The sequence below is a fragment of the Marinobacter sp. MIT932201 genome (genome assembly GCF_047123295.1).
In the GTDB taxonomy this organism is placed as follows: domain Bacteria; phylum Pseudomonadota; class Gammaproteobacteria; order Pseudomonadales; family Oleiphilaceae; genus Marinobacter; species Marinobacter salsuginis.
The window spans coordinates 4285154-4304756 of record NZ_CP138917.1 but is presented as its reverse complement, the minus strand read 5'-3'; the positions used below and the strand labels follow the sequence as shown (position 1 = coordinate 4304756).

Here is a 19603-nt window from a genome sequence, read left to right as displayed (position 1 = left end):
AGGAAAATGCCCCCTACCAAAGGAGGGGGCGGGAGGGGATTTTCTGTTCAGTGTCTGAAAATGTGAACCGGTGGGTGCTTTGGTTGCCGCCTCAGCCGTCAAGCCCGGGTCGGTCTTTACCGGTAGTCAGCAGGACGGCTTCGGTTCGATTGGAGACACCGAGCTTGGCGTAGATGTTCTTCAGATGCCATTTGATGGTGGAGAGGGTGTTGCCAGTCTGATCGCTGATCTGCCGGTTGTTGCGACCATCGAGCAACAGCTCGTATATCACCCGTTCACGGGCGGTAAGCAGGGCCATGGAGACGGGGCTGGCGGATGCGTCAGGACTGAGCAGATCGCCATACAGCGAACGGTAGCTGTCGGGTAAATCCAGGCCCTGGCCGGTTGCGGCGGACAACAGGTTGGCCATGCCGGGAGCCTCGTCGAACAGGTTGCGGGTCAGGTTATGCAAGCCATAATCCTGTATCAGTTGGCTGATCACCCGGCGGCTTTGTTCTGCCCCGACACCCTCGCAGAGATGACGGTTGGCATCAATCACGAGGGACCGGCTCACCAGCCGGGTATCTCTGAGCTCCAGTGCCAGGACCCGTAGAATACGTGCGGCCGTGGATGGGCGTCCGGTGGCCCGTAACCAGTAAACGGTGGCAAGACCCTGGCGTTCCCGCTGTTCTGTGTAGCCTTTGGGCTGATCCCAGGCACCCGCGTTGAGAAATTCGGCAAGCCCCGCTCTTCGGGCAAGTTCATCGGAACGCGCTTTGTTGCCTGCCAACCAGGTCTGACGGAGGCGTTCAGCCAGCAGGTGGCTCAGAAACCGCTGGTTCCGCGCCGGCTCCAGAATCTGTTCCAGCCTGGCGAGGAAATGAGTGGCCTTTTCGGTCTGGCCGGTTTCCCAAAGACAACGGGCATAGGTCAGATAGACCGTTGCGGTAACTTCAATAGCCGAGGTCCGGTTCAGCCGGGGTAGCAGGTCGTTACACAGATTGGCGGCTTCGGTAAGCTGGTTCTGATCGTACAGAGCCACCACCATTGCGGTGCCACGCAGAATCCGTGTGGCGCCGTGGGCGGGCATGGCACGCCATGCATCCTCAACATCCCTCATGGCCTCACCGGGGCGGCCCAGGCTTCGGTGGCAAAGAGCAATGATCAGCCCGGCATAGTCCGCCATAAAATGGTGCCCGGACTGTTTCAGGGCTTCTTTTCCCTGGCGAGCGTAATCCAGTGCCTGTTCCGGTCGCGCATGCTGCAGATGGTGATAGGCACCCATGCACAAACTCAGCGGATAGATGTCGTAATGCCGGCTCAGACTGATCAGTTCGTCGTAGTCCCTGCGGTTGATAAACCGTGTGTCGTCCTGGAACAGTTCAAGATAAAGCTCCAGGAATCGAACCAGCACCCGATGGTGGTCTGCTGCGATATCTCCCGGGCCGCTCTGCCGAAAACTGTCCAGCATGGGCCGGGCCTGGTCGAAGCGGCCGGACAGAATCAGTGTGCAGATCAGCGGCACGGCAATGGCTGTGCGCTGCAGCAGGGCGCTTCCCAGCAGGCGGTGCTCCCAGAAAAGGATGCTCGAGAACTGGCCCTCTCGGGCCCACAGCGTGAAGGCTGCCTCCAGGGCATCGCCCGAAAGCATGGGCTGTTCACTGGCTTCCGCATGTTTCAACGCCTGATGGAAATCGCCGGCTTTCAGAAACCAGGCTGCTGCACGGCGATGTAACACGGGCACCAGTTCCGGTGTTTCCCGCTCAAGGCGTGTTCTCAGAAAGCTTCTTAACAGAGGGTGGAACCGGTACCAGCCGGCATCCCGTTCCACCGGCATCAGGAACAGTTGCTGGCGGGCCAGGTTCTCCAGCATTAGTGCGCTGCCGGAGTGCCGGAGCACCTGATCGCACAGAGGGCCGTTCATCCGGTCGAACAGTGAACTCTGCAGACAGAGATCCCGAAGAGAATCCGAAAGGCCGCGCAAAACCATATCACCAAAGTAGGCCATTACATCGGGCTGGTGCCCGGCAAACGTTTCCAGTGCCTCTTCACCACTACGGCGTGCCGCCAGCAGGGCGAGTCTCAGGCCGGTTACCCAGCCTTCGGTCAGTTGCATCAGGTGGTCCAGGGTGTTCTGGGAGACTTCCGGCTGGTCGAGAGCGTTACACAGTCGCCGGGTTTCCGTCGCACTGAAGCGCAGGTCTTCCCGGGTGAGTTCGGTGAGCTGGTGTTGCAGTCTTAAATGGCTCAGCCGAAGCTGCGGTTCCGAGCGGCTGGCGATGAGCAGTTGCAGGTATCGTGGCTGGGTCTGAATCAGGTCGTTGAAAGTCTCAAGAATCAGGGTGTTTCCTGTCAGGTGCTGGAAGTCGTCGATGACAAGAACCATGGGCTCGCAGACACCGCCCAGGCCCCGGCGCAGGGCGTCAGCGATTGCTGACGGATTTTCATTGTTGCCGGCATCGAAAGGCGTGAACGCCGAGGCATCGAAACCATCAACTCCGGATCGAAGGGTTTCCCCCAGCCGCCCGAAAAAACGTGCCTGGTCGCGATCTCTCTCGGTCAGGGCCAACATGCAAGCCGCAGCCTCCGGCTGAGAAGCCAGCCATTGCCGAATCAGTGTTGTTTTGCCATAACCGGCTGGCGCGGTGATCAAGGTCAGCGGTCCGGACACGCCCTCCTGCAGCTTATGCAGCAGTGGCGATCTTTCCAGAAGCGATGGGATGCCGTTGAAGGTTACTGGTTCCATCAGTAGGAGCTGTTTTTTTATTGTACCGACCGGTCCTCGGCCAGGGTTGCGGTTCGATGAGGAGCAATGGAGACCCTCACAACGTGTACCATTAGATTTTGTCCCGGGTGCCCGAGAACAGAGCTAATCGGGCCAATTTGAGCCCGAGGTTGCGGGTGTACCATGAGCATTCTTCAATAATAAAGACAAAAGAAGGGATTTCTCGCATGAACGAACGACATTATGACGTCCTTATCATCGGCGCCGGCGTTTCCGGCATTGGCATGGCGTGTCACCTGAGGCGCGAGTGCCCCGGAAAGTCGTTTGCCATCCTTGAGCGTCGTCAGTCCCTGGGTGGCACTTGGGACCTGTTCCGTTACCCGGGGATCCGTTCGGATTCTGACATGTTCACCTTCGGCTACAACTTTCGCCCCTGGACCGGTGGCCAGGTGCTGGCGGATGGTGCGTCGATCAAGAATTATCTGGCGGAGACTGCCAGGGAGCACGATGTCGAGCGCCATATACGCTTTGGTCTGGCGGTTAAAACGGCAGACTGGTCGGGTATCGACCAATGCTGGAAGCTCTCGGCTCTGAACGAGGCAACCGGCGAAACTGAACACTACACCGCCAATTTCATAGTCGGCTGCACCGGTTATTACAACTATGATCACGGCTATAAACCGGATTTTCCGGGTGAAAGTCATTTCCGTGGCCAGATCGTCCATCCGCAGCACTGGCCCGAGGATCTTGATTACACGGGCAAGAAAGTCGTGGTCATCGGCAGCGGCGCAACCGCGATCACCCTGGTGCCGACCATGGCGGAGCAAGCCGCTCATGTGACCATGCTCCAGCGTTCACCCACCTATCTGATGCCCTTGCCCTCAACCGACAAGGTCACTCTGGCCCTGCAGAAAATCCTGCCCGAGAAAACCGCCTACCGGCTGACCCGGGCCCGGAATATTTCCATTTCCCGTTTGCTGTACAAACGCTCCAGAAAGAGTCCTCAGTTCATGCGCCGGCTGTTCCTGGGCATTATCAAGCGGAAGGTTGGCGAAACCGCCGACATGCGCCATTTCACCCCGGACTACAACCCGTGGGACCAGCGTCTGTGCGTGGTAAAGGACGGAGATCTTTTCCAGGCGATTAAAGCGGGCAAGGCCTCCATTGCCACCGATCATATCGACCGATTCACGGAAACCGGCATCCGCCTGAAATCGGGCGAGGAGCTGGAAGCAGACATCATCATTCCGGCAACCGGTCTGGATATCCAGATGCTGGGCGGTATCCAGCCAACCGTGGATGGTGAGGAAGTGGTGATGAAAGACAAGATCATCTACAAGAACGTGATGGTGGAGGGCGTGCCCAATGCCGGCATGATCTTCGGTTATACCAACATCTCCTGGACCCTGAAGGTGGATATTGCCGCCGAGTACCTGTGCCGGTTGATGAACCTGATGGACAGGCGTGGCTACCGTACCGTGGTGGCCCGGGATACCGAAAACAGTCGCGGCGAGGACACCGTCCTTGGTTCCCTCGATGCCGGCTATATTCGCCGGGCTGCCGATCGCCTGCCCCGCCAGGGTACTCACGGGCCCTGGAAATCGTCCCAGAACTACCTGGAGGATGTGAAGATCCTGCGATTCGAACCGATCGAGGACGGCTACCTGGAATTCGACGGCAAGCGGACCCACGCCAGTAACAGGGAATCTGGTGGTTTCCTGCGGCCCCTGCGCTCGGCCCTGTTCGGAGCCTGAGCGCGGAAGCCGTTCAGACTGTTACGTCATTCCTTGCCAAGGTACGCGGCCTGAATGGCATCCCAATCCTCGGATTCGGTCACTCGCAGTATCTCCTGGGAAACCGGTGCCCGAATTGGACTGCCTTCCGGCAGGGCCAATGCATAAAGTTGCTCTGCGAATACCCCCGGCAGGATAGTCAGTCGCTTCTCGCCCAGTTGCTGGTTGCGGTACTGCATCAGAGGCCGGTCGTAAACGATGGCATCGCTCTCGCCGTCGGCAACCGAGGTCATGGCAGCGGTGAGGTCGGGGTAGGTCTGATAGCGAATGCGCTCTTCTTCCAGATAGCGCTGGCTGGCGGTCTGGCCAATGGTGGCAACAATTTTCCCAGGCAGGTCACCAACGCCCTCGATACCGGTGCGCAGGTTGCTCACGGTCAGAGAAGAGGTGATTGCTGCGGTAAAACTGGCGACCATGATCAAGCCGGCAAACATCCAAACCAACGCAATCAACCGGCCCCGGAACGTAACCGGAGCCTTGTCGCCGTAACCAACAGTTGTCATGGTGACCGCCGCCCACCAGAAGCTTGAACCGATCCCTTCGGCAGCGGAACCGCCGAACTGTTCCGGGTTGCGGCGACGCTCAACCAGCCAGAGCAGAAAACCGACGGCCAGGAGCAGGGCGCCGAGGGCCAGTACCACGCTTACAAACTGCCAACTGACCATGGCTCTCAGGCTACCCAGGAGGCTCTGCTCCGGTACCGGTGGAACCGCAATGGATAGCCCGGTCTGGTAGAAAGGATGGCTGAAATCAAACCGGCTTTCCCGGTCCGCGGTCATGGTCAGAGCGCCGACGGCTACATCGATATCGCCATTCTCGGTGGCGCTCAGCAGTTCGTTGAAGCTCATGGGGACCCATTCAAACTCCCGGTCCATTCCTTCCGCCACTTCTCGCCAGAGGTCAATACTGATGCCCTCCCAGCGCCCGTCTCCGGCCTGCATGACAAAGGGTGGAACCTCGGTGATGCCGACTTTCAGTGGGCTGCTCTCGGCATGGACCTGGGTGGCGGTTGGCAGGGCAAGCAGAAAAAACCAAAGCAGAATCCGTTGTGCCATAGCTGTATGCGGCTCCGGTTTTGGGCAGCGCTCCTTCTTGTTGATCGATAGGTTATTCAAAGGCGGTTCGTATCACATCCCGATAATTCCGGATCCGCTGAACATAGTGCACGGGTTCATAGCCCCGGGCGTACCCGTAGCGGGTGCTTGGATAGTATCGCTTGTCCGCCTTGAGGGGTAACACCTCGGTCATATCCTCCCAGGAGTCCGGATTCTTGTTCAGGCTCCGGGCCAGCTCCCTGGCATCCAGCAGGTGCCCACGGCCAATATTGTAACTGGCCAGAGCCAGGAAGGTGCGATCCGGCTCCGGAATCGTCTCCGGCAGGCGGCGGTGCCGATCGGCCAGGTAGCGAGCGCCGCCATCAATAGCGGCTTCGGGGTCCAGACGGTTGGTCACACCCAGTGATTCGGCGGTTCGCCGGGTCAGCATCATGATGCCCCGGACGCCGGTGGGGGATTTTGCGGCCGGGTCCCAGTGGGATTCCTGGTAAGCCAGCGCAGCCAGCAGGTCGGCGGGCATGCCGGTTTTGGCCTCTGCCTCCCTGAATTCATCAATAAACTGGGGTAGCCGGTCCTCTATCCGGCGGTTCAGCGCCCGCAGATCCACGAAATCGAAGTCGCCGATGTAGGAATAGTATTGGTTCTCCATCAGGCCAATGGCTTCATCGCCATCGACGCTGTTCATCCATTCGTGGGCATCGTCGCCAAGCGCCTGATGGCTTTTGGGCAGGTACCAGCCCAGGTTCCGGCCTTCCGTCAGCGTCATGGCGACCTCCAGATGCGGGAAATGCCGTCGCATCACCTGGACAATGTTGGAATCCGCGACGGTGCAGCCCACCTCCTGTTCGGCAACATCCGAGAGAATCACTTCCGTGGTGCGATCGGCATCCTCCTCAAACCCGATCCCCGGGTGTTGCTCATTCAGTTTGTTCAGGGTTTCAACGTAACTGGAGCCCGCGGTCACGACGATATCGGTGCCGGGAATATCTTCGGATTTACGGGGCAGGGGCCGGGAATCGCGATGACACACCAGTTGTTCGGTAATCTCGGTGTGGGCGGGGCCACGAGCAAAACGTTCATCCCGTGAGGCCAGGTGGGTCAGCCCGGCTGCCGCCAGGTGCGTGTTGCCAGACTCCAGTGCCGCAAGCACCTCGCTGGTGGATTCCAGCATGGTCCATTCCACCTCCCAGCCTCGCTGTTCGGCGTAGGCGCTGATCAGCGCGTGCTCGGGGCCGACAGGATTTTCATGTCGATCCAGGTAATAGGTGGTGGACCCGTTGCGGGTAGCGACTTTGAGTATCCCGGTTTCCGACGGCGGTATGAGACTTTCCTCTTTTTGGTTTTGGTTTTGGGCTTGGCTGTTGTTGTCACTGCAGCCGGTCAGAAAAAGCGCCAGTACAAGAGGACCGTGGGCGAACTTCCATCGGGACATCATCAGGAGTTTCCTGTTTTGGGATGACTTCTACGTATAAACGCGTATCTCCCAATTATAGTACTCGCTATTTGCCGTTCCGGATTTCTTATCCTTTTTGGTTTGACTAATGTTGATCCCGGAAGCGCCGTACCGAGCGTTGTTCTATGCTGAAGTTTTCCGCAAACCCTCCGGAGGACACTATGCGTTTTATCTTCAGACTGGCTCTGATGACATCAACTCTGCTGTTCGCAATGCACACACAGGCAGCAGACGGATTAGTCGCAGTTAAAAGCAACCACGATGTCAGAGCGACGGCGGACAAACTCGAGTCTGTGTTGAAAGACAAGGGCATGACGGTCATGGCGCGCGTCAATCATCAGCAGGGCGCCGAAAAAGCAGGACTGGAACTGCGTCCGACCGAAGTGGTTATTTTCGGCAACCCCAAAGTTGGCACACCGCTGATGCAGTGCACACAGAGTGTCGCCATTGACCTGCCCCAGAAAGCCCTGATCTGGGAGGATGCAAACGGGGATGTCTGGCTGGGGTATAACGACCCACAATACCTGAAGAGTCGCCATAACATTGAAGGATGCGATGAAGTACTCGGGAAAGTGAGCACGGCACTGGGGAATTTTGCCAAAGCCGCCACCGAGTAATTAAACCTCCGTGCATCATCAGGTGCGCGGAGTCGGGCTTATTCTTCGGAGGTGCGTATCTTTTCCAAGCCCCTGGCCAGGGTTGCCCGTGACAACTCGCCCATGTGGGAATCGATCAGCTGCCCCTGGGCATTGTAGAAAAGCGTGGTTGGTAAGCCGTTGCTGCCCACCGCCCGGGCCAGCTGGGCTTTATCGTCCTGGTACAGGTTGTTCAGGTTCAGGCGGTTTTCTTCGAGAAAGGAACGGATGGTTTCGGGCTGTTCCCGCTGGTTGGCAAAAACGAAGGTGACGTGCTGATAGAGTTGCTGTGCCTCTTCCAGCACCGGCATTTCCCGAATACAGGGCGGGCACCAGGTTGCCCAGAGATTCACGACCATGGGTTTGCCCGGCGCCAACTGCTCCATGCTGACGGCTTCGCCATTGAGCGAGCGTAGCGCAACGTCCGGCATGCCGCGGGCCTGCTGTTCGATCAGAGCAATGCTTCCTGCGGTGCCGGCCCAGAACAGGGCGCCGGTTAACGCGGCCGTGGCCAGTGGCTTGCGTTGTGCTTTCCTGCGCCACATCAGAAAGCCGGTAAAGAGGATGGCGCCGATGACGCCCCAGAGCACATCGAAACCGCCGTCCCGGATATCAATGATGCCCGGCAGGTCGTTTCGGTAGTGCTCGAAGTAGCTGATCACGAAACCGATTCGTGCGCTCAGCATCGCTACCACAAAAATATCGGCCACGGATCCAGCCACTGGTACGCGGTATTTCCGGCCCAGTAAACCGCCAACCAGCAAAGCGAGGCCGAAGGCGATAACCAGGAGCAGGTGGCCGATGGACAGGCTCAAGGGGCCGATGCTGACGCTCATTCCTGTAATTTCCTTGTACAGATCCGTGACGGGTTGTGTTGGTCAGAACACTCTGACTAGAGGAAGTCTGCCAGGTTCCTTCGGATGCTTATTATAATCACCTATGGCTAATTGGCCGGGGCTCTGTTACTGTTCCCGCATCCTGCCTCTAGGGATTCCGCAGTTTAAGGCTTCAAGCCCGTGCGACCTATCCATACGACCTGTCAGAGGACGTCACCCCGATAACGGCGCGTGACCGTAGTCGTCTTTTATTCCATGAATGTTCATGGCATCTGCCCGCATTCGCCGAAAACGGTGGTCGTGGAGGCAGAATAATCAAGAGTTGATCTTATATGAGTTTTTCTTCACTCGGTTTGTCCGAGCAGCTGGTTCGTGCCACGTCTGACCAGGGTTACGAAACCCCGTCTCCTATCCAGGCCCAGGCCATTCCTGCCGTGCTCTCCGGCCGGGACGTTATGGCAGCAGCCCAGACCGGCACCGGCAAAACCGCCGGCTTTACTCTGCCTCTGCTGCAGCGTCTGGGTGAAAACCCACGTACTGGCAAAGGCCCCCGCGCCCTGATCCTGACGCCCACCCGTGAGCTGGCGGCGCAGGTTCACGACAGCGTGAATCTTTACAGCAAATACATCCCGACGAAGGCTGCCGTGGTCTTTGGTGGTGTAAAAATCAATCCGCAGATGATGAAGCTGCGCAAAGGCCTGGACGTACTGGTGGCAACGCCCGGCCGTCTGATGGACCTTTACCAGCAGAACGCTGTGCGCTTCAACGAAGTGGAAATCCTGGTGCTGGACGAAGCCGACCGCATGCTGGACATGGGCTTTATCCGCGACATCCGCAAGATCCTTGCGCTGCTGCCGGCCAAGCGTCAGAACCTGTTGTTCTCCGCCACCTTCTCCAACGAGATCCGGACCCTGGCAGAAGGCCTGCTGGATAACCCGGTTCAGGTGGAAGTTGCCGCCCGCAACACCACCGCGGAGAAAGTGAAGCAGTCTGTGTACCCGGTAGACCAGAGCCAGAAGACGGCGCTGCTTAGCAAGCTGGTGCGAGACAACAGCTGGGATCAGGTGCTGGTGTTTACCCGCACCAAACACGGAGCGAACCGCCTGACCCAGAAACTGGAGAAGGATGGCATCACCGCGGCTGCAATCCACGGCAACAAGTCACAGGGTGCCCGGACCCGCGCGCTGGCGGACTTCAAGGCCGGCGAAGTGCGTGTCCTGGTGGCGACAGATATCGCCGCCCGGGGCCTGGACATCAAGCAGCTGCCCCAGGTGGTGAACTTTGAGCTGCCCAATGTGCCGGAAGATTACGTGCATCGTATCGGCCGTACCGGTCGTGCCGGTGAAAGTGGTCACGCCCTGTCGCTGGTCAGTGCCGATGAGGGCAAGTTGTTGGCGGGCATCGAAAAGCTGATCAAGAAGCAGCTGCCGCGCAAGGAAGTGGAAGGTTTTGAGCCGAAAAACAACCTGCCGCTCAAGCCGAAGGCAAAGGCCGATCCCAGCCGCGCCCGCAACCGTAATGGTAACGGCGGTGGCAATGGTCGTCCCGGCGGAAAACCGAAGAGCTTCGGTGCCAGGCCCGGTGGTCGCAGCGGTGGACGTAGCCAGAGTGCTGGTGGTCATAATCGGGGCCGGTCGGGTCAGCGTCAGAGCGCCTGAGTCCGGTCAATATCCCTGGAAAAGCGGAGCTTCGGCTCCGCTTTTCTGTTTCTGGCGCCCTGACTTTTCAAGGCGGGATGCTCTAGTATTCAGGGTCTGAATCCGGTTCGGCCAGGATGTCTTCGCTTATGCATCAATCCAGTTCTCTAATGGCACTGTTGGGCCTGAACCGACCAACGCGGTCCCTGGCCGATGGTCAGTTTTTGCTCGCTCTGGTTGTCGGCTGTCTGATAGGCGTTTTGCTGACGGTGCTTGCCGGAGGTAGTGGCTGGCAGGATGCGGATCTGCTGTCCATTCTCTCGTTGGTGCTCTGGGCGCCAATCATCGAAGAACTGGCGTTTCGCGGCGTGGTGCAGGGTTGGCTGTCGACGACGCAAGTGGGTCAAAGGCGTTTTGCCGGTCTGTCCTGTTCCAATCTTATCGCGGCCCTGTTGTTCACCGCCTGGCACCTGGTCTATCGAACCGATCTGATGGCCTGGCTGGTATTCATTCCGGCCCTCGTTTTTGGTTATTTCCGGGACCGGCACGGTTCCCTGGTTCCCTGTGTCATTCTTCACGCCGCCTATAATGCCTCGCTTCTGCCCGGCTGGTATCTGTTTTAATCCCTGGCATTAAAAAACCCCGGCCGGATAGTCCCGGCCGGGGTTCAGTGGTTTCCGCGAATTTAACCCCGGGCTTTGACCCTGCGCATGGTCAGACCGCCAATGGCCAGAGCAGTGAGCAGGAACAGCGTCGGGTCGAAGGGAGCACCCGGGTTGTAGCTGCAGCCGAATACCGTACCGCCACCGCTGCTGCTGGTTGTGGTTGGGGTGTCGTCATTGTCATCACCGCCATCATCGGGAAGGTCAATGGTGACTGCCTCACGGTAAAGGGCATGGGTCCCTGACGGATCATTTTCGTTCCAGACCACGAACAGTTCATTGCCGGCGGGTGTCATCCGGATCTGTGACTCGAAGTCTTCCACATCCTCTGCCTCGCCAGCGAAACGAACCACCGGTGTCACATAGGCGCCTTTATCCTCGGCACGTGCGGCAAACAGATCCAGTTCGCTTGGTTCTTCCAGGCTCCATTCGGAGACGTTGGTCTGGGTGCCCCAGGCAACATAGAACCGGGTCTTGTCCTGGCATTCTTCCGGATCCGTCGGGCACTTGGTGGTGTTGGTTCCTGGTGTGCCCACGAGTCGGGGCTCGCGCACATTGATACCGGTATCGTCAATATTGCTCAGGTTTTCCGGTGCAGACCAGGTACCTGCCACCGCATCGTAATGCCGGATGTAGAAGTTGTAGTTCTTGGTGTTGGTGTACAACAGTTCCGCCAGCACCGGGGTGTAGGTGTAACCGATGTAGAGATCGTCGCTCCGCAGCAGGCCACGGTGGGCAATCGCGTTTTCCTCAACCTTTTGATACGTGTCATCGGAGATGGTTGAGTTGGCGATATTGGCATCGGTGGTCGCCTGTGCGTCTTCCGTGCGGCTGCTCATGTTCAAGGCAGGCTGATTGTTCAGCACGATGGCGGACGCATAGTCGGATACCGCGCAGTTGGCATCCACAGCGGGAACCATTTCTGCAGCTGAGAAGCCGTTTCCGCCATTGACGACACCCTTACGCAGCATGATGTCGGAGGGGCCACCCTGGGTGAATTCACCTTCTTTCCAGAAAATACCCAAGCGAAGCCCGCTGGCACTACCAGCCTCTTTTTGCGGCACAAAGCGTACCCGGCGCGCATTCAGAGCCGGATTGCTGATGATACAGCCAGCTTCCTCGCCTGGAGTGTTCCAGTCGAAGGTGTGGTAGCGAACGTACTTGCCTTCATCGAGACCGCTGGAGCCTTTGGTTTCCTCATAGGCCAGAATGACCTGGGGTACCAAATCCAGTGATCCGAACTGAAGCGCAAGGTTGGCTCGGGATGCTCCAGCGGTGCCTCCCTCAATCTGATCGTCTGCAACCACGTTTCCGGCGCTGTCCTTGATCGCATCAAAGTTGCCGGAGGCATTCTGGGTATCGTAGTTGTCGGTTACCCGCACCGGGGTAGCCCAGATGCCGTTGTCCTGAGCTGTCCAGCCAGCCACCGCGTAGCTGTACCAGATGTCGGTGCCATGGCTGACGTTGGCGCCTGACGCGCCGTCACCCGGGCCGTCTGCCTCACCGAGCTGCAGGCCTAGCGGATCTTCCTGCCAGGTAATGGCCCACTCACCAGTGCCCAGTCCACGGTGTACGTCCTGTTTGGCATCGCGCTCACCTGTGGAGAGTTGCACCGGAGTGGACCAGGTTTCTCCGTTGTTGGCACTCGTCACCGCATAGGCACAGCTGAACGGAATTTCCCGGTTTTCCCGTGTCAGATACGTTACCGTCCGCTGAGCGCCACCGTCGCAGTATTTATCAACCCAGGACACGATAATCCGGGAGCCGCTGTTAAAGATATTGGGCTTGTCGGAATCGCCCGCAAAAGGCGTTCGGCTGCCATCGCCGGTCCAGTCTGTATCGATGGAAGATTGGCTTGCGGTGCCGGAGATATTGACCGGGGTTGACCAGTTGGCAACGTCATCACAATCTGAGTCGCAGTACCGGGCGAAAAGATCTCGCGCCGGCCTTTCGGCCTGGGCTTTGACGTCGTAAACGATGTTGTCGTTGGGATCGAGATAGTCACCATACACGGAAACCAGCCGACCATTGGTCATCCGAACCAGTTTGGTTTTATTGGCTCCGCCATTGGCGCTCAGTTGCACGGTGTCGCCAAAGCTCAGGCCTGTTGCTCCCCAGGCCATCCCCGATGAACCGACCGCCGTGATCAATGCGCTAGCAAGAAGGGTTTTTTTCATTCTCAGACTCCACGTTCTCTTTTCAAATCGTTCTGCCACTGCTTGAATTCGATTGCCTTTAGTTATTAGGTTATAACCTAATTGCAAAGCTTGGCTACTGGTTGAAATTTGTTCTGACGGAAATTTGATCAGGGTCAAAACCAGGGTTCTGGGTGTGTATCAGTCTGAAAAACGGGAAATTTTTCGAGGTAGCTATGAAAGCTTTCAGCCGGCATGGGGCATTTATGCGGCGATATGTCGCACTTTTGGTAATCGTTCTGACCGCCTGCAGTGATGGTGGCGGGTCGGCAGGGAACGCTGGCGATGACATCGAGCCGAACGAACCACCCGAGGACGTTCTGCCGTCACTGGCAACCCAGATCGAGCACTGGAGTCTGACAGGTGTATTCTTGGCGGCGGCGGACTGCGGCCAGTGCCATACGGCCAGCAATCCTGGCGATAGCCCGGCAGTGCTGAGGGCTCCGGACCCGCAAGTATCTGCGGTGCAGCCGTCACCGGGTGGCGTGGATATCAGCCCTTTTGCAGACTGGAAAAGCAGCGTCATGGCCAATGCGTTCACTGACCCGTATTTTCGGGCCAACATGATGCATGAGGCGGAAACCTTCCCGCATCTGGCCGGTTTTATTGAAGACAAATGCCTTACCTGCCACAGCCCCATGGCCAGAACCCACGCGCATCAGACGGGAGTAGGGCTTGAGGATGGCTTTTATCGGGCAGAGCAGGCCCTGGTAGACCCCCATGCCCGGGAGGGGATTAGTTGCACTGCCTGTCACCAGATCACCGATTCTGTCCTGACCGGAAATGCCTACCCGGACGGCGTGCATTCCGGAGATTATGAGATTCCGGCAGCGGGCGAGCCAGGCGCATTCACCATCCATGGCCCCTATCAAAACCCTCAGGGACAGGCGATGCAGAATCAGGTTGGTTTCGTGCCCGCGTACGGCCAACAGATCCAGGATTCGCGGCTCTGCGCCAGTTGCCATGAGCTGTATACCCCGACCATTGATATGGAAACGGACCAGCCCAACGGTGAGGACTTCCCTGAGCAGACACCTTTCACGGAATGGGCAAGCAGCGATTTCGGCCCCAGTGGCAGCAACATCCTTTCCTGCCAGCAGTGCCATATGGCGCGGGAAGATATCGGGGAGAACTTCCTGACCCGGCTGGCGGTGAGGCCGGATGGCAGCGTGAATGCAAACTGGCCCGAGCGCCAGCCTTATTCACCACACGTTATGCTGGGCGGAAATACCTGGTTGCTGGAAACGCTCGAGTTGTTTCGGGAGGAGCTCGGGCGCGATTCAATCAATGAGGAAGGCGAGTTTGCGGCCACGGCGGAACTGACCCGCGAGTTCCTGAAAACCGCTGCGACCCTCTCGGTCACCGGCGTAGGCATAGCAAGCCGTGAGTTGGTTTTTGATCTGACGATCCAGAATGAAAGTGGCCATAAACTGCCCACCAGTTTCCCGTCACGGAGGGTCTGGGTGGGAGCCCGAGTGATTGATGCCAATGGTGCGGTGGTGTTTGCAAACGGTGAACCAGACAACAGCTTCCGTTTACCCATGGATGAGGAATTCACGTCGGAGGCCTGTCTGGCAGCCAAGAAACCTCCCGGTTTCAATTCGGAGGCCTGTTATCTCGGGCATGTCAGTGAAGTCCGTTCCGAACAGGATGTACCCGTCTACGAGGCCGTACTGGGCTCCACGACCGGGGATATAACCCATATTCTGCTTTATGCCTCGACCCTCTTGAAAGACAACCGTATCCCGCCCCGCGGTTTTGACAGTGCCACAGTACCGGACGATGTCCGCCCGGTTGGCGTTCAGGGCGACAGTGATTTCAACGCCTCCAATGAGGGCCGTGACACAATCCGATATCGCATTCCCGTGGGCACGTCACTGGCGTTGCCTCTGCAGGTGGAAACAACGCTTTACTACCAGGCCATCCGCCCTACGTTTATCGACGGTTTGCACGGTGAGCACGAATGGGTTGACGAGTTCCAGACGATTGCCAGGCTGAACCCACCGCCCGCGGAGGTGGTGGCTGAGCTGAGTTTCGAGGTTCAGTAGGACCGATTAAGAGGCTCAGGGAAGAGCGGCTTAATGGTGGCGAGTGGGCAAAAAAAGGCGGGGCCGGAGAAGCCCCGCATAGGAAAGCGCACCTTCCGCCAGCCAACAGACCGTGGCGACTGGCGGAGGCACGGGGATCAGAACTTGTAGGACACGCCTACCATGTAGACCCAGGGGTCGATATCCACGTCGATAGTGCTGGTGTCAGCGACGGCATTGCCTGCGTAGGCGTTGATGGTGGCTTCGGTGTCGATGTCGATCCACCAGACCGCCGCGTTGATACCCACATTCTCGGTGATCATGTAATCAAGACCAATCTCGGCGGCCAGACCAAAGCTGTCATCCAGTTCGATGTCGGTGCCATTGATACCCGGGTTTCCTGCCACCGCATCATAGGTGGTGGTCAGCGTCTGGGTGGTCTTCTCTTCAAAGAAGTTGGTGTAGTTTACGCCGGCGCCAACGTAGGGCTGGAATTTGCTACCACTGGGCATCGGGAAGTACTGCAGCGTGATGGTGGGCGGCAGGTGCTTGGTTTCTGCCAGCTTGCCAGTGCCACCCAGAGCTGCGCCATCACCCTTGATGTCGTGTTTGAACGGAGTTGCCGCCAGCACGCCAACACCGATCTGGTCAGTCAGCATGTAGGTTGCGGTCAGGCCCAACTGGCTGTTGGAATCGACGCTCACCTTGGCGCCATCAATTTCGCCGAGAGCGTTGGAGTTCAAGTTGCTGCTGGAGGAATCCGGATCAACCGTTGCCACACCAACGCGACCAACAAAATCACCGGCTTCGTACGCCTGAACAGCCGGAGCTGCCGCCATAACCGCTGCAGCCAGAACACCAAGTTTGAATGTACGGGACATATCCATCTCCTTAACCTGAATCGTTGATGACTGCAGATTAATGACATCGGGAAATGGAAACTTGATTTAGCGCAAGAATGCCCGGGCAGTTGCACTGGTTTGATCAGCGGATTGATTCAACTCAAAAAAACAGACGGTGGTGCTTTGACTGCGGGTGTTGCGGATGGTCAGGCCGAGCGCTTTTTCCCTGCTGGCAGGCTCTCTTCCGGTACAAACACATCCCGAATAGAAAGGGCCTGGCCGTCGGCGTCCTGAACTTCCACCGTGTGAATCGGTCGACCGGTGGCGCGGTCGCGCAGGTCGAGGGGGGCCTCGTCTGGAGCCGGATTCCATTTATCCCCCCACTGACGGAGGGCAATAACCACCGGAAAGAGGTCCCGGCCCTTTTCGGTCAGGCGGTATTCGAAACGTGATCCATGCTCGCCCACGTCAACTTTGCGCAACACGTCATTGTCCACCAGCCGCGCCAGACGATCGCACAGGATATTCTTGGCAATGCCAAGCTCCTGCTGGAAATCGACGAAGCGCCGGGTGCCATACATGGCGTGCAGCACAATGAGGAGGGACCACCAGTCACCCACTTCATTGAGGGCGCGGGCGACGGAACAGCTGGAATCATCAAAACGTTTTCTGGCCATGCCCGGAGTGTACCGAATAGGGTTGCATTTTAAAACCAGATTCAATAGGGTTGCTTTACGAAACCAAATTGATGAGGTTGCACATTACCATGAGCATGAATCTTGGACCGCTTTTCGAACCGTTTGAACTCCACAACCTCAAACTGCGCAATCGTGTGGCCATGGCGCCCATGACCCGCAACTTCTCGCCGGATGGTGTTCCGGGGGAAAACGTGGTGGCCTATTATCGCCGCCGTGCCGAAGCCGGTGTGGGCCTGATCATCACAGAAGGCACAACCGTGAATCACCCGGCTGCCAATGGCTATCCGAACGTACCGGCGTTCCATGGATCTGAGGCCCTTGAAGGCTGGAAGAACGTGGTAGATGCGGTACACGAGGCCGGTGGTGCGATTTTCCCGCAGCTGTGGCACGTGGGCGCGGTCAGAAAGGAAGGCACACCGCCGGATCCGTCGGTTCCGGGCTACAGCCCGTCTGGTTTGTTCGCACCGGGCAAGCCCAACGGCAAGGCCATGACCAAAGAAGATATTGAGGACGTGATCACCGCGTTTGCCGACGCAGCCCAGGATGCCAAAGCCCTCGGTTTTGACGGCGTGGAGATCCATGGCGCCCATGGTTACCTGCTGGACCAGTTCTTGTGGGAGGGCACCAACCAGCGCGATGACGAGTACGGCGGCAGCCTGGAAAATCGCCTGCGCTTTGTGGTCGAGATTGTTGAAGCAGTGCGTCACCGGGTCGGCCCCGACTTCCCGATCATGCTGCGCTTCTCCCAGTGGAAGCAGCAGGATTACGAAGCCAAACTGGTCCATAGCCCTGAGGAACTCGAGCGGTTCCTGAAGCCTCTGGTGGAAGCCGGTGTGGACATTTTCCACGCATCCACCCGCCGTTTCTGGGAGCCGGAATTCGAGGGCTCTGACCTGAATCTCGCTGGCTGGACCCAGAAGCTTTCGGGCAAGCCCACCATGTCTGTAGGCAGTGTCGGGCTGACCGAGGATTTCATCAGCGGCACTTTCGCCAGCAAGCAGGAAGCGGTCGAGAAGGCCGGTATCGATGAACTGGTGGAGCGGATGAACAACCACGAGTTCGAGCTGATCGCCGTTGGTCGGGCGTTGTTGCAGGACCCTGAATGGTTGATCAAGGTGAAAGAAGGCCGCCTGAACGAAGTGGAATCCTTCGCCAAGAAGTCTCTCGCCAAGCTGTATTGATTATCCCCTTCGATCGGACGATCGACACTTGCCGCAGTCCCTTCGGGCCTGCGGCTTTTTTATCCGCTGAACCTGTCGTCTTCGTAATCGCGTCTGCTCAGAGACACGTTATGATGGGTGAAATTCACCCGAATATGAGGGGTCAGTATGTCGATGATTGGTTCGATGAAAGCGCTGTCTGTGGCACTTGTGATGGCTGCCATGGTGGGCTGTGCGACCGTTGGCAAAGACTTCGCCACCCACAATGTCGACCAGATTCAGATTGGTGAAACCACGCGCGCCGATATCCAGGAGATGTTCGGCGAGCCGTGGCGTACCGGTATCGAAGACGGCAAACGCACCTGGACCTATGGCAAGTACAAGTGGTCTGCCTTCGGTGATGCCGAAACCACCGACCTGGTCGTTCGATTCAACCAGGACGGCACTGTCTCGTCTTACGTTTACAACACGACTGAGTAATCACCGAGGTAAACAGGCGCGGGGCTGGCTCAGCCCCGCAGACCTGACACCAGCTTGTCGATGCTTTCCTTGGCATCGCCGAACAGCATGCGGGCGTTATCCTTGAAGAACAGGGGGTTTTCCACGCCTGAATAGCCGGTGGCCATGCCCCGCTTGAGAATAACCACCTGGTGAGCCTTCCAGACCTCCAGCACCGGCATACCGGCGATCGGACTGCCGGGGTCTTCGGCGGCGGCCGGGTTCACCGTGTCGTTGGCGCCGATCACCAGTACCACGTCGGTATCGGGGAAATCATCGTTGATCTCATCCATTTCCAGCACGATGTCATAGGGCACATGGGCTTCGGCCAGCAACACGTTCATGTGCCCGGGCAGGCGACCGGCGACCGGGTGGATGCCAAAACGCAAGTTCACGCCTTTATCCCGAAGGATCTTGGTCATCTCGCTGACACCATTCTGGGCCTGGGCTACCGCCATACCGTAACCGGGCACGATGATCACTGACTGGGCATTGCGCAGCTCTTCACAGACATCATCCACGCTGGATTCATGGACGGTCTGGTCAGCATCGGCGGACGCCGAACTGCTGCTGGTCTGGCCGAAGCCGCCCAGGATGACGCTGATGAACGAGCGGTTCATGGCTTTGCACATGATGTAGCTGAGAATGGCACCGCTGCTGCCCACCAGGGCACCGGTTACAATCAGCAGATCATTGCCCAGCATGAAGCCGATGGAGGCGGCCGCCCAACCGGAATAGCTGTTGAGCATGGAGACCACTACCGGCATATCGGCACCGCCGATCGCCATGATCAGATGAATACCGAGGACCGAGGCAATCGCGGTCATCAGGACAAGTGCCACGATGCCCAGGGCCATGCTGTCGGTACCCAGGAACCAGGCGCCGAGGAACACACAGACAATAACAGCTACCAGGTTCATCATATGCCGGCCGGGCAGGGTCAGGGCCTTGCTGTCGATGCGACCATCGAGCTTGCCGCAGGCCACTAGAGAGCCTGTGAAGGTCACTGCGCCAATGAAGATGCCAACGAAGACTTCCACCAGTTTGATGGTGTGCTCGGCGCCGGAGGTGGCAATCAGTGGCTCGATGTAGCCTGAAAAGCCCACAAACACCGCGGCTGCGCCCACAAAGCTGTGCAGCAGGGCCACCAGTTGGGGCATCTGGGTCATTTCCACCTTGTTGGCGATGGCAATGCCGATGCCGGCACCCAGCAACACTGCAATCACGATCGAAACGATACCGCTGTCAACACTTGCCAGGGTTGCGCCCACGGCGATGATAATGCCGGCGACTCCGTAAAGATTGCCGCGCCGTGCCGATTCCTGGTGGCTGAGACCACCCAGGCTGAGAATGAAACAAATGCTTGCGACCACGTAGGCCACGCTCACCAGTCCTGTGCTCATATCGG

General features: G+C 58.1%; 15 protein-coding genes. 7 read left to right on the top strand and 8 right to left on the bottom strand.

Annotated elements, in window-relative coordinates; genetic code table 11:
* Nucleotides 1-91: 91 nt before the first annotated feature.
* Complete coding sequence (locus tag SIC15_RS19705; RefSeq protein WP_136630291.1) at nucleotides 92-2725, bottom strand: LuxR C-terminal-related transcriptional regulator; 2634 nt, start codon at nucleotides 2723-2725, stop codon at nucleotides 92-94.
* 206 nt (nucleotides 2726-2931) lie between these two features.
* On the opposite strand from SIC15_RS19705, the gene SIC15_RS19700 reads away from it, so the two are divergent.
* Nucleotides 2932-4458 (top strand): flavin-containing monooxygenase, encoded by a 1527-nt coding sequence (locus SIC15_RS19700; RefSeq protein WP_136630290.1) that lies wholly within the window; start codon nucleotides 2932-2934, stop codon nucleotides 4456-4458.
* A gap of 26 nt (nucleotides 4459-4484) precedes the next feature.
* On the opposite strand, the gene SIC15_RS19695 is transcribed toward SIC15_RS19700, so the two are convergent.
* Both SIC15_RS19695 and mltF read right to left on the bottom strand, forming a co-directional pair.
* Nucleotides 4485-5552 (bottom strand): transporter substrate-binding domain-containing protein, encoded by a 1068-nt coding sequence (locus SIC15_RS19695; protein ID WP_136630289.1) that lies wholly within the window; start codon nucleotides 5550-5552, stop codon nucleotides 4485-4487.
* Between the two features lie 52 nt (nucleotides 5553-5604).
* Complete coding sequence (gene mltF / locus SIC15_RS19690; protein ID WP_227549565.1) at nucleotides 5605-6987, bottom strand: membrane-bound lytic murein transglycosylase MltF; 1383 nt, start codon at nucleotides 6985-6987, stop codon at nucleotides 5605-5607.
* Between the two features lie 179 nt (nucleotides 6988-7166).
* Between mltF and SIC15_RS19685 the strand changes: the two genes are divergently transcribed.
* Complete coding sequence (locus SIC15_RS19685) at nucleotides 7167-7622, top strand: DUF302 domain-containing protein (RefSeq protein ID WP_136630288.1); 456 nt, start codon at nucleotides 7167-7169, stop codon at nucleotides 7620-7622.
* A 38-nt stretch (nucleotides 7623-7660) separates the two neighbouring features.
* Here the strand turns inward: SIC15_RS19685 and SIC15_RS19680 are convergent, their stop codons facing one another.
* A complete protein-coding gene (locus SIC15_RS19680) occupies nucleotides 7661-8476 on the bottom strand; it encodes a prolipoprotein diacylglyceryl transferase family protein (RefSeq protein WP_412536758.1) in 816 nt (271 codons plus the stop codon).
* Nucleotides 8477-8808: 332 nt separating this feature from the next.
* Here SIC15_RS19680 and SIC15_RS19675 point away from each other — a divergent pair, with 332 nt between their 5' ends.
* Both SIC15_RS19675 and mrtJ read left to right on the top strand, forming a co-directional pair.
* Nucleotides 8809-10134 carry a DEAD/DEAH box helicase gene (locus SIC15_RS19675; RefSeq protein ID WP_136630286.1) on the top strand — a complete coding sequence of 442 codons (1326 nt, stop codon included), beginning with the start codon at nucleotides 8809-8811 and terminating at the stop codon, nucleotides 10132-10134.
* Nucleotides 10135-10262: 128 nt separating this feature from the next.
* The gene (gene mrtJ, locus SIC15_RS19670; RefSeq protein ID WP_227549566.1) at nucleotides 10263-10736 is read left to right on the top strand and encodes a JDVT-CTERM system glutamic-type intramembrane protease MrtJ; all 474 of its coding nucleotides are present in this window, start codon (nucleotides 10263-10265) and stop codon (nucleotides 10734-10736) included.
* A 62-nt stretch (nucleotides 10737-10798) separates the two neighbouring features.
* Here the strand turns inward: mrtJ and SIC15_RS19665 are convergent, their stop codons facing one another.
* Nucleotides 10799-12952: a choice-of-anchor O protein gene (locus tag SIC15_RS19665; RefSeq protein WP_136630285.1), complete on the bottom strand. Its 2154-nt coding sequence runs from the start codon at nucleotides 12950-12952 to the stop codon at nucleotides 10799-10801.
* 224 nt (nucleotides 12953-13176) lie between these two features.
* Here SIC15_RS19665 and SIC15_RS19660 point away from each other — a divergent pair, with 224 nt between their 5' ends.
* Nucleotides 13177-15018, top strand: coding sequence for a hypothetical protein (locus SIC15_RS19660; RefSeq protein ID WP_412536757.1), 1842 nt, complete (start codon nucleotides 13177-13179; stop codon nucleotides 15016-15018).
* Between the two features lie 137 nt (nucleotides 15019-15155).
* On the opposite strand, the gene SIC15_RS19655 is transcribed toward SIC15_RS19660, so the two are convergent.
* Both SIC15_RS19655 and SIC15_RS19650 read right to left on the bottom strand, forming a co-directional pair.
* Complete coding sequence (locus tag SIC15_RS19655; protein WP_136629930.1) at nucleotides 15156-15878, bottom strand: OmpW/AlkL family protein; 723 nt, start codon at nucleotides 15876-15878, stop codon at nucleotides 15156-15158.
* A gap of 167 nt (nucleotides 15879-16045) precedes the next feature.
* On the bottom strand, nucleotides 16046-16516 hold the full coding sequence (locus tag SIC15_RS19650) for a winged helix-turn-helix transcriptional regulator (protein ID WP_136629929.1): 471 nt from the start codon (nucleotides 16514-16516) through the stop codon (nucleotides 16046-16048).
* Between the two features lie 89 nt (nucleotides 16517-16605).
* On the opposite strand from SIC15_RS19650, the gene SIC15_RS19645 reads away from it, so the two are divergent.
* Nucleotides 16606-17718: an NADH:flavin oxidoreductase gene (locus SIC15_RS19645; protein ID WP_136629928.1), complete on the top strand. Its 1113-nt coding sequence runs from the start codon at nucleotides 16606-16608 to the stop codon at nucleotides 17716-17718.
* Nucleotides 17719-17871: 153 nt separating this feature from the next.
* A complete protein-coding gene (gene bamE, locus SIC15_RS19640; protein WP_412537639.1) occupies nucleotides 17872-18177 on the top strand; it encodes an outer membrane protein assembly factor BamE in 306 nt (101 codons plus the stop codon).
* A 29-nt stretch (nucleotides 18178-18206) separates the two neighbouring features.
* Here the strand turns inward: bamE and pntB are convergent, their stop codons facing one another.
* On the bottom strand, nucleotides 18207-19598 hold the full coding sequence (gene pntB, locus SIC15_RS19635; protein WP_412536756.1) for a Re/Si-specific NAD(P)(+) transhydrogenase subunit beta: 1392 nt from the start codon (nucleotides 19596-19598) through the stop codon (nucleotides 18207-18209).
* Between the last annotated feature and the right edge of the window lie 5 nt (nucleotides 19599-19603).

What these genes read in the sequence shown, in the direction of transcription:
- SIC15_RS19705 (WP_136630291.1), bottom strand. Translation starts at nt 2,725, where the DNA reads ATGGAACCAGTAACCTTCAACGGCATCCCATCGCTTCTGGAAAGATCG.
- SIC15_RS19700 (WP_136630290.1), top strand. Translation starts at nt 2,932, where the DNA reads ATGAACGAACGACATTATGACGTCCTTATCATCGGCGCCGGCGTTTCC.
- SIC15_RS19695 (WP_136630289.1), bottom strand. Translation starts at nt 5,552, where the DNA reads ATGGCACAACGGATTCTGCTTTGGTTTTTTCTGCTTGCCCTGCCAACC.
- mltF (WP_227549565.1), bottom strand. Translation starts at nt 6,987, where the DNA reads ATGATGTCCCGATGGAAGTTCGCCCACGGTCCTCTTGTACTGGCGCTT.
- SIC15_RS19685 (WP_136630288.1), top strand. Translation starts at nt 7,167, where the DNA reads ATGCGTTTTATCTTCAGACTGGCTCTGATGACATCAACTCTGCTGTTC.
- SIC15_RS19680 (WP_412536758.1), bottom strand. Translation starts at nt 8,476, where the DNA reads ATGAGCGTCAGCATCGGCCCCTTGAGCCTGTCCATCGGCCACCTGCTC.
- SIC15_RS19675 (WP_136630286.1), top strand. Translation starts at nt 8,809, where the DNA reads ATGAGTTTTTCTTCACTCGGTTTGTCCGAGCAGCTGGTTCGTGCCACG.
- mrtJ (WP_227549566.1), top strand. Translation starts at nt 10,263, where the DNA reads ATGCATCAATCCAGTTCTCTAATGGCACTGTTGGGCCTGAACCGACCA.
- SIC15_RS19665 (WP_136630285.1), bottom strand. Translation starts at nt 12,952, where the DNA reads ATGAAAAAAACCCTTCTTGCTAGCGCATTGATCACGGCGGTCGGTTCA.
- SIC15_RS19660 (WP_412536757.1), top strand. Translation starts at nt 13,177, where the DNA reads ATGCGGCGATATGTCGCACTTTTGGTAATCGTTCTGACCGCCTGCAGT.
- SIC15_RS19655 (WP_136629930.1), bottom strand. Translation starts at nt 15,878, where the DNA reads ATGTCCCGTACATTCAAACTTGGTGTTCTGGCTGCAGCGGTTATGGCG.
- SIC15_RS19650 (WP_136629929.1), bottom strand. Translation starts at nt 16,516, where the DNA reads ATGGCCAGAAAACGTTTTGATGATTCCAGCTGTTCCGTCGCCCGCGCC.
- SIC15_RS19645 (WP_136629928.1), top strand. Translation starts at nt 16,606, where the DNA reads ATGAGCATGAATCTTGGACCGCTTTTCGAACCGTTTGAACTCCACAAC.
- bamE (WP_412537639.1), top strand. Translation starts at nt 17,872, where the DNA reads ATGATTGGTTCGATGAAAGCGCTGTCTGTGGCACTTGTGATGGCTGCC.
- pntB (WP_412536756.1), bottom strand. Translation starts at nt 19,598, where the DNA reads ATGAGCACAGGACTGGTGAGCGTGGCCTACGTGGTCGCAAGCATTTGT.